A 7,820-nucleotide genomic window follows, 5' to 3' on the forward strand; every position below is an offset into this window, starting at 1 on the left:
AAATAAACAATTAAATGAGACGAGCATATACTAATAAATGACACAATGCATAATTTATAATCGTATTTGAAGAGCACCTTAAAGTGCTCTTTTTTTATTGAAATTAATACAACTTATATAAGTTGTTCTTTATTTGTATCATCATCCTTACATTATGTAATTTTGCATAATGTTACATAAATTGTGTATTTTCCCTTTTTTTCGACAGAAACAGGCAGTATACTTTGTACAAGCTTTCTATTTCAAAATTATACGAGGTGAAAAAAATGAAAAACAAGAAGACATTAACTAAGGTAGCATTAACAACAGGTTTAGCTTTAACAGCTGTAGCACCATATGGGGTAGGGCATGCAGAGGAAACAGATCAACTACAAGTTCAAATTCAGGAGGAATCGTTCCGTTCGGGTGAACTTACACAACCGTCACAAAAGGCACCAGAGAATGTAGTAAAAGATGCTCTTAAAGAGAAAACAGAACAAGTTCTTTCACCAAAGCAAGTCAATGGAGAAACAGGAGTAGATTATAAAGTTATTCAAAAACGTGGTTCATATGATGGGACTACACTTGTACGTATACAGCAAACTTACGAAGGAAAAGAAGTATATGGTCATCAATTAACTGCACACGTAGATAATAACGGTGTGATTAAAAGTGTTTCAGGCGATAGCGCGCAAAATTTAAAACAAGACGAATTGAAAAAACCTATCAATCTATCAAAAGATGAAGCGAAACAATATATTTATACGAAGTACGGGAACGATATCAATTTTATTTCTGGGCCAGAAGTTAAGGAAGTTATTTTTGTTGATGAAAATAATGGACAAGCTACCAATGCATACCAGGTTACATTTGAAGCTGCAACACCAAACTATGTTTCCGGAACTTATTTAGTAAATGCACAAAATGGTGATATGTTAAAAAATATGGTGCAAGAATCTAACTTGAAAGCTAGTGAAAAATTAGTTGGAGCTTTAAAGAAAAGTAAAAAAAGCAGTCTTACATCATTAACCGGAACTGGGAAAGATGATTTAGGTATATCACGTACATTTGGTATCTCAAAACAAAGTAATGGCAAGTATGCTCTTGCTGATTATACAAGAGGGCAAGGAATTGAAACATATGATGTGAATTACAGAGATATTACTAAAGAAGAAAGCTATTATCCTGGTACATTAGCAACTAGTACTTCGACAGCATTTAACGATCCAAAAGCAGTAAGTGCTCATTACTTAGCAACAAAAGTATTTGATTTTTATAAAGAGAAATATAAGCGTAATAGTTTTGATAACAAGGGGCAAAAGGTAGTTTCAGTTGTACATGCTTGGGATTCTGGAGATACGAATGATCCGAAAAATTGGCAGAATGCGTTAAGTGCTAATAATGGTAGTATGCTTGTATATGGAGATCCAATCGTCAAAGCATATGATGTAGCTGGCCATGAATTTACACATGCTGTTACTTCTAGTGAATCTAATCTTGAATATTACGGTGAATCTGGTGCGATTAATGAGGCGCTATCTGATATTATGGGAACATCTATTGAGAAATACGTAAATAATGGAAGCTTTAACTGGACGATGGGAGAACAAACTGGATCTGTCTTCCGTGATATGGAAAACCCGGCTTCTGTTCCATCTTCACTTGGAGTACCTTATCCAGATGATTACAGTGAATTTAACGATTTTAATGGATGGGATCAAGGTGGCGTTCATTTTAATTCAAGCATTATTAATAAAGTTGCGTATCTCATTGCAAAAGGCGGAACTCATAACGGTGTAACTGTTAAAGGAATTGGTGAAGATAAAATGTTTGATATCTTCTATTACGCAAATACAGATGAGTTAAACATGACTTCTAATTTCAAAGAATTGAGATCAGCATGTATTCGAGTGGCAACTAATAAATATGGTGCGAATACAGCTGAAGTTCAAGCAGTTCAAAAAGCATTTGATGCAGCAAAAATTAAGTAAGTTAGAAATATGGTTATCATTCATATATTAATACATTATAAAAAACAGCTAACGTCCTTTTAAGGATATTAGCTGTTTTTTTACGTAACCATGCATTAGTAAAAATAAACTTACTAAGCAATAATTAGGCTAGGTATCTTCAATAAGTTGCGACAAATATAAAAGGTTTAAAATCTACAAAAACAGAAAATTAATAATATATTGACCTCTTCATAGAAAGTACTATAGAATGAAAGCGATAACAAACGATTGCTTTAAAATAATTTCCCTGATCTTTTAGTATTTATAAATATATGAAGACATAAACTAATTATTTTTTTAAATATTAATGCAAACGTTTTCGTATTAAAAGATCATTGAAATACATATGTGAAGATAGCCAACATGGGGGTGAAATAATAAAGATTTCTAGATTAATTTAAGCAGTATAATTTAGTACAAGCATAATAAATTGCTCGTACTATTTAAAGAAGGGGTGTATGTGGTGCAAATGATAAAAAGATTAATAAACAAATCAGTTTTATTACTTACTATAATCGTTATGTTATCATCTGTTTTCTCGTTTCAAAGTGTAAAGGCAGTTTCAAATTCGAAAATAACTGAAGTTATCGTTCATTACAAAGAGCAGTCTGGAAATACAAAAGACTGGAACCTTTGGATCTGGGGAGAAAATGCAAATGGTAAATCATATGAATTTACTGGTGAAGATGAATTTGGAAAGTACGCTAAGATTAATATAGATGGTGACTATAATCGTGTAGGATTTATCATTCGTACGAATGAGTGGGAAAAAGATGGTGGCGATCGTTGGATTGAAAATATAAAGGGCGGTCGTGCTGAAGTATGGATTCTTTCTGGTGATGAAAAAGTATATAACTCTAAGCCTTCTTCGGATCAATCAATTCAAAAAGCAACTATTGATAGTTTCAATGAAATTACTGTAACGACTAATGTCCCGTTTCATATTAAGGAACGGAAAATTGAAATTGAAGGCATTAAAATTAAGAATATTAGTCCTTATGATATAAACAGTGGCAATATTACGAATAAGGTTAAAATAATTACAGAGCAGAAAATCGATTTAAAACAGACATACAAAGTTAAAATTGAAAACTTAGCAACTACGAATACTGAAATCGGTAAAGTCATTCGTAGTGAGGAGTTTGATAATTTATTTTATTATGAGGGTAACGATTTAGGGAATGTATATACTCCGCAACATACAAAGTTCCGTGTATGGGCTCCTACTGCAAGTGAAGCAAAGTTAGTTACATATAAAAAATGGAACGATAAAATAGGTACTGAAATAAACATGCAACAAGGTGACAAGGGAACTTGGACAGCAGAACTTAAAGGGAACCAAAAAGGTCTCTATTATACATATAAAGTGAAAATTGGTGATAAGTGGACGGAAGCAGTTGATCCGTATGCACGTGCTGCTTCTGTAAATGGAGATAAAGGTGCGGTTGTTGATTTAGAAGAAACAAATCCGAAAAAATGGAACACTAACAAAAAGCCTAAATTAAAAAATCCGGAAGATGCTATTATTTATGAATTGCATGTACGCGATCTTTCCATCCAATCTGAAAGTGGGATTAAGCAGAAAGGGAAATATTTAGGAGTAACAGAAAAAGGAACAAGAGGGCCTGAAGGTGTAAAAACAGGACTTGATCATATAAAGGATCTTGGTGTTACTCACGTTCAGTTTTTACCGATATTTGATTATGCTTCAGTAAATGAAGAGACTTTAAATGAACCGCAATATAACTGGGGATATGATCCTAAAAATTTCAACGTTCCAGAAGGCTCCTATTCTACAAATCCTTATGAGCCAACTGTTCGAATAACTGAATTAAAGCAAATGATTCAAACACTGCATGATAATAATCTTCGTGTTGTTATGGATGTAGTTTATAACCATATGTATAATGCTGCTGAATCTAATTTTCATAAGTTAGTTCCAGGTTATTATTATCGTTACAATGAAGACGGAACATTTGCAAATGGCACTGGTGTAGGAAATGATACTGCTTCAGAACGAAAAATGATGAGGAAATTTATGATGGATTCAATAACATACTGGGCAAAAGAATACAATTTAGACGGATTCCGTTTTGATTTAATGGGTATTCATGATTATGAAACAATGAATGAAATACGTAAAGCTGTTAATCAAATTGACCCTTCTATTATACTGCATGGAGAAGGTTGGGATTTAAATACACCCCTTGCAGCAGAGTTGAAAGCAAATCAAAAAAATGCAGAGAAAATGAAAGGGATTGCTCATTTTAACGATAATATACGTGATGGATTAAAAGGTAGTGTATTTGAAGAGAAAGAAAATGGATTTGTAAATGGAAAGGAAAACATGGAAGACCGTATTAAAAAAGGCATTACGGCAGGCATTGACTACGATACAAATTCGTCGACTTATCAAGATCCAGAGCAGGTGCTAACTTATGTGGAAGCGCATGATAATCATACATTATGGGATAAACTTGAGTTGACTAATCCAAGTGACAGTGAAGAAGTGCGAAAACAAATGCATAAATTATCTTCTTCGATTTTATTAACATCACAAGGTATTCCGTTCTTACATGCGGGACAAGAGTTTATGCGCACGAAATATGGTGATCATAACAGTTACAAATCTCCAGATTCAATTAACCAGATGGACTGGTTGCGCCGTGCAACGTTTAATAATGAAGTAGATTATATGAAGGGCTTAATAGAATTACGCAAAAAGTACTCAGCTTTTCGAATGACATCTGCAGAGCAAATAAAAACACATGTATCATTTATTGATGCTCCGAAAAATGTTGTGGCTTATTCAATAGATGGAAAGGGCAATGGGAATAAAAACGAATACTTTATAGTGGCTCATAATGCAAATAGGGAATCCGTTGAAATCGCGCTTCCATCGAAAGGTCCATGGAAAGTACTAGTAGACGGTAAACAGGCAGGTAGTAAAACACTTTACGTTGTCCATGATAATAAAATTAAAGTCCCTGCATTAAGTTCGCTAGTTTTAAAAACAGAGAAAACAATTAAATAAATGCCGAAAGTGGAGGAAAGGTTGTTTTCACTTCGCTTTTAAAATTAAAATAATATAATTTCACATACTGTAATTATATTACAATTTAATAAACAAAAAAGAGAAGAACTTACCAAGGTTCTTCTCTTTTTTATGTGTAATTAGGATTTCCATAATTGTAGATATAAGAGTTTTTGAAAATAGCAAAGGGCAAGATGATGAATCTATTTACAAAATGACAAGAAAATGACAAAACTGTAAGAATGCATGAATGTTTGTAAGGAAGTTCGATGTTTTCCTTTTTCTTTTTTTATTAAAGTGAAAAAGAAGAAAGCGGTGTCATAAAAGGTTGGTATTTTTACATGGGTACTATAACAAACACTATTCATGTAATGAAAGTATATGGCAATCAGTAAAACACCTTACTAAAAAGGAGGGATTTGAAATGTCTTTTTCTCAATTCAATATTGATATTTTTCGAGCAATTAATGATTTAGGTAAACAATATTCATTCCTAAACTCAACTATGGTATTTTTGGCAGAATATATGGTATATATGTTTGCTTTAATTATTTTAGCTTATTGGTTTACTGGGGCCAGAAAAAGTAGAATGATGATTATTCAAGCAATGGTTGCTTTTGTAATTGCTGAGGTGATTGGAAAAATAGCAGGGAAATTTCATCTAAATTATCAACCGTTTGCAGTATTGCCTGATGTTAATAAACTTGTCGACCATACTGTAGATAATTCATTTCCTAGTGACCATACAATTCTCTTTTTTTCGATTTGTTTTTCGTTTTGGCTTGTTCGTAAAAAAACTGGATGGTTATGGCTAATACTAGCATTTTGTTTAGCGATTTCTCGTATTTGGGTAGGAGTTCATTATCCTTTTGATGTTGCAATAGGGGCTTTAATAGGATGTGTTTCAGCGGTATTTTCGTATTGGTTAGTACCGAAATTATCTTTTATTAGGCAATTACTTACTCAATATGAAAGAGTAGAGAAACATGTTTTACCATCCAAAAACAAATCAAAGGGATTTTGAGTATACAAGTATGTGAGTCTTTTGAATTAACAAATGGCATTACATTAAATCGTCTTGGAGGTCATTTTAAAGGAAGAACTGTTTTACACTGGAAAGTTGGAAATTATATTAAGGCATTTTGCTAACAGGTGATATTTTTCAAGTGATTGCCAACTGTCAGTGAGTGAGTTTCATGTACAGTTATCTACATCCACTGCTAGTAAAGCAAAATAGCTGACGGATATAGTAAAAGGGCTACCATTCAACCGTATTTATAATGCTTTTCATCGAGTCGTGTCAAAGCATGTGGACCTTGCTGTTCAGAAGTCAGCAGATCGATACATAAAAGCACTGCAGGGAACACTTTTTAATACATGAGATGTTTCAATATTATCTATAGATATCTGTAAGAAATAAAAATAAATAGATAAGTTTAGAGCATGTTATTATCATTTTTTAAAACATGCTCTTTGTATTTAAAGTAACACCAGCATTACTGACACGTACAAGTTATCAACAATCTTTATGTTGAAAGAATCTTAGTGTACGAATGTTGGTACTACCCCCTACTTAGTAATCTCACAATTTAAGACCTGTCATTGGATAAGTGCGGGGCGTTCAATCGATTTTGAATAAAATTGATAGTATCAGTTGCAATTTTTTTACGTTTAAGAACTATCCCGGCATGCCCACATGTATAAATATATCGTGTAGGCCTTTCCCAAGATTCCCACAAGTAGTCTGTATCCTCAGAATGCACATATAGATCGTGCTTACCTGAAATTAATAAAATATTTTCTTTTTGTACTTTTGGTAATGCTTGACTCGGTTCAGTGATTTTCCAATAATCTATTAAGTCATCATACGTAATACCATGATATTTTAAGTCTTCTCTAATAAATTTACCCGGAATTGTATTCCAAATAGAATAAGAAAGTCGATTTGCATAGAAAATGGATGCTAACACATCAATTTCTTCTTCAACAAGAGAGGTTAAGTTAGAAATAAATCCACCTAAACTAATTCCTATTAGAATCAGGGGAACATTTTTATTTGCTTTAATCCATTTAATCAAAGCCCGTAAATCAGTTACCGCTTGTCTAGTTGCTTGTACTGTTCGTTCAATATTTGCACTTACCATATACTCTCCACTGAATAAGGATTGATCGGGTTTTCTTTCAAAATGATAGGGTAGAGTGAAATAATACATATTCCACTTTAGAGTGGTCATATGATCGTGGAATATTTTTTTTACACGTTCGTTAGAATCCATTCTCCAACCGTGAACAAAGATAACATGAGGTGCATTTTCATTTTTATGTAAGAATAATTCCCCAGTTACAGAGTCGTTGCGTGAATCACCGGATTGAACCGAGCTTTTATATTTGAATTGCCCAACCATGTATTCATTTTTTTGCTTTAAATGCTTAATGTCAAAATGAATATAGGATGGTTTTACTTTATAAAAAGATTCTATGTCCTTTATATTTAATGAAGTGTTAGAAAGGGAAGTATACTGAAACGCTACACTTCTTTTTTTGTGTAAATCATATAAGGCGTACCAATCAATGAGTTTTGAAAAAATCAAATTAACCTCCTCCAAAATACATATTGTTTAAAATATAGACAAAATTTATGTTTTAAATTAATTAAGAAATATTCTCTTTTCCTAATAGTAGGTGCTTGAATTATAAGAACAGGTGATAAATTTGTATATTATATTATAAAGCTTACAATAAAATAAAACTATAAATATATACTAAAATTTAAGAAGTAAGTTAATATTCATATC

4 protein-coding genes are annotated in these 7,820 nt (G+C 32.4%); 3 read left to right on the plus strand and 1 reads right to left on the minus strand.

All coding sequences use genetic code 11. The annotated features are described in order from the left end of the window. The first annotated feature begins 266 nt into the window (after positions 1–266). The 3 genes from DN390_RS18170 to DN390_RS18180 all read left to right on the plus strand — a co-directional run bounded on the left by DN390_RS18170 (position 267) and on the right by DN390_RS18180 (position 6,049). Positions 267–1,970, plus strand: coding sequence for a M4 family metallopeptidase (locus DN390_RS18170; protein WP_147808036.1), 1,704 nt, complete (start codon positions 267–269; stop codon positions 1,968–1,970). A gap of 484 nt (positions 1,971–2,454) precedes the next feature. Continuing rightward, complete coding sequence (gene pulA / locus DN390_RS18175; protein ID WP_304521083.1) at positions 2,455–5,025, plus strand: type I pullulanase; 2,571 nt, start codon at positions 2,455–2,457, stop codon at positions 5,023–5,025. 424 nt (positions 5,026–5,449) lie between these two features. Continuing rightward, complete coding sequence (locus DN390_RS18180) at positions 5,450–6,049, plus strand: undecaprenyl-diphosphatase (RefSeq protein WP_147808037.1); 600 nt, start codon at positions 5,450–5,452, stop codon at positions 6,047–6,049. A 565-nt stretch (positions 6,050–6,614) separates the two neighbouring features. Here the strand turns inward: DN390_RS18180 and DN390_RS18185 are convergent. Continuing rightward, complete coding sequence (locus DN390_RS18185) at positions 6,615–7,616, minus strand: alpha/beta hydrolase (RefSeq protein ID WP_147808038.1); 1,002 nt, start codon at positions 7,614–7,616, stop codon at positions 6,615–6,617. Positions 7,617–7,820 lie beyond the last annotated feature (204 nt).

Source organism: Bacillus sp. SH7-1 (assembly GCF_008042405.1).
Classification (GTDB): domain Bacteria; phylum Bacillota; class Bacilli; order Bacillales; family Bacillaceae_G; genus Bacillus_A; species Bacillus_A thuringiensis_N.